The organism is Streptomyces zinciresistens K42 (assembly GCF_000225525.1).
GTDB classification, from domain to species: domain Bacteria; phylum Actinomycetota; class Actinomycetes; order Streptomycetales; family Streptomycetaceae; genus Streptomyces; species Streptomyces zinciresistens.
In genome coordinates, this window is record NZ_AGBF01000420.1 from 1 (window position 1) to 1836 (window position 1836).

The window sequence follows — 1836 nt, forward strand, 5'->3', positions numbered from 1 at the left end:
AGCGCCCCGGCCGGACGGCGCCCGCGCGGTCACCGGCCCCGCGGCCCGTACGCCGTCATGAAGCGGTCCCGGAACGTGTTCATGCCCCAGGTCGGCGCGTTCTCGGCCGGCTTGAGGCCGGGGCTCCAGTTCCACCCGGCGATCCGGTCGAGCACCTTCGGGTCGCGGGCGACGACCGTGACGGGCACGTCCTTGCTGGTGCTGCCCGCGGTCACGGTCGGAACCGGCTGGTGGTCGCCGAGGAGGACGAGGACGGTGTCGTCCGTGCCGTAGCGCCGGAGCCACTCCGTGACGCTGCGGACGGAGTACGTGACGGCCTTGCGGTACTCGGTGCGCACGCGCGCGGAGTCCTGCCAGACCTCCTTGGGGTCCGTGCCCTCCTTCTTGATCCGGTTGAAGACCGAGCCGTCGCCCAGGTCGTCCCAGTCGATCATGCGGGCCACGGGGGACCAGGGGTTGTGGCTGGAGGCCAGGATGATCTCCGCCATGATCGGGTCGCGGTTCTTCTTGCCGTACTCCAGACGCTGGAATGCCTCCAGGCTGAACTGGTCGGGCACCGGCGTCCAGCTGAAGTACGGTCCCCGGTAGCCCAGCCGCTCGGAGTCGTAGACGCGGTCCAGCGCGAAGAACCTGCCCTCCGGCCAGGCCCGCCGCACCCCGGGCACGATGCCCACGGTGCGCCAGGCGCCCGTCTTGCGGAAGTAACTGCCAAGCGTCGCGCGGTCGCTGGTGGTCAGGCTCCGGTACCGCTGCTGGTTCTTGATCCACAGACCGGACAGGAACGTGGAGTGCGCGAGCCAGCTCCCGGCCCCCGTGACCGGCGACTTGAGCCACGCGCTGCGCGCGTCGAAGCCGGCCGCCTTCAGCGAGTCCGTCCCCTGCTGGAGGGCCGCGTCCATCTGCGGTGCCATCGCCGGATCGTCGATCGCGACGCGGCCGTAGCTCTCGATGAAGGTGAACAGGACGTCCTTGCCGCGCAGTCCGGTCAGCAACCGGTCCGGCGGTGTCGTCGCGAACGCGTCGACCGCCGCCTGCCTCGCGAAGACGCGGCCGTCCCTCAGGCCCGCCCGCACCTGGTCGACCCGGTTGCCGACGAGTTCGGCGTTGGCCTTGGCCGCCAGCGGGACGCCGGTGATCTGGACGCCCAGTGTCACGCAGGTCATCCAGGCGGTGCCGAGGATCAGGGTCGTGCGCGCGGCGACCTGGCGATGGCCGGCCATCACCTCGCTCACGCGGACCATGGCGAGGGTCATCAGCACGAGGACGGCGAGCGCCCCCGCCACCACCCCGGCCAGCGCGAGGACTTCCCCGGTGCGCCCGAAGGACTCCCGTACGAACTCCGCGGCGTCGTCGAACAGCACCCAGTCCAGGATCAGGTCGAAGGGCCGGGCCAGGACCGAGTAGAAGCCCATGTCGAGGAACTTCAGGAGGGTCAGCAGGCCGAGCAGGGCGCCCGAGACGATCGCCGTCACCCGCCGTGCGCGCGGCGGCAGCACCAGCAGCAGGCCCGCCAGCAGGACGCCCTCGGCGGGGAGGCGCAGGAACGACTCGGGGCCGAGCCGTTCGAGCCGGTTCGGCACGAGGAGCGCGAGGAACAGCAGCGCGCCGGCCAGGACCGTGGTCCCGATGCCGACACCGCGGGCGGTGCGGGGGGAGCGGCGCCACCGGCCGAACCGCCCCCGGAAGGAGGCGCTTTGCGCGGCGGGGTCGGCCTCCCCGGCGGGGTCGGCCTCCGTCCGCGGTGCGGCCTCCGCGGCGGGGGCTTCCTGTGCCCCGGGCGCGGCCTCCCGGGCGGAGGCTTCCTGCGCGGCGCCCGGTGCCCCGGCGCTTGCGTCC

At 72.9% G+C, this 1836-nt stretch carries 1 protein-coding gene; it reads right to left on the bottom strand.

The window, feature by feature from the left end; all coding sequences use genetic code 11:
• Positions 1-29 precede the first annotated feature (29 nt).
• The coding region (locus tag SZN_RS36935; RefSeq protein WP_007506357.1) for an alkaline phosphatase family protein at positions 30-1836 on the bottom strand (1807 nt) is incomplete at its 5' end.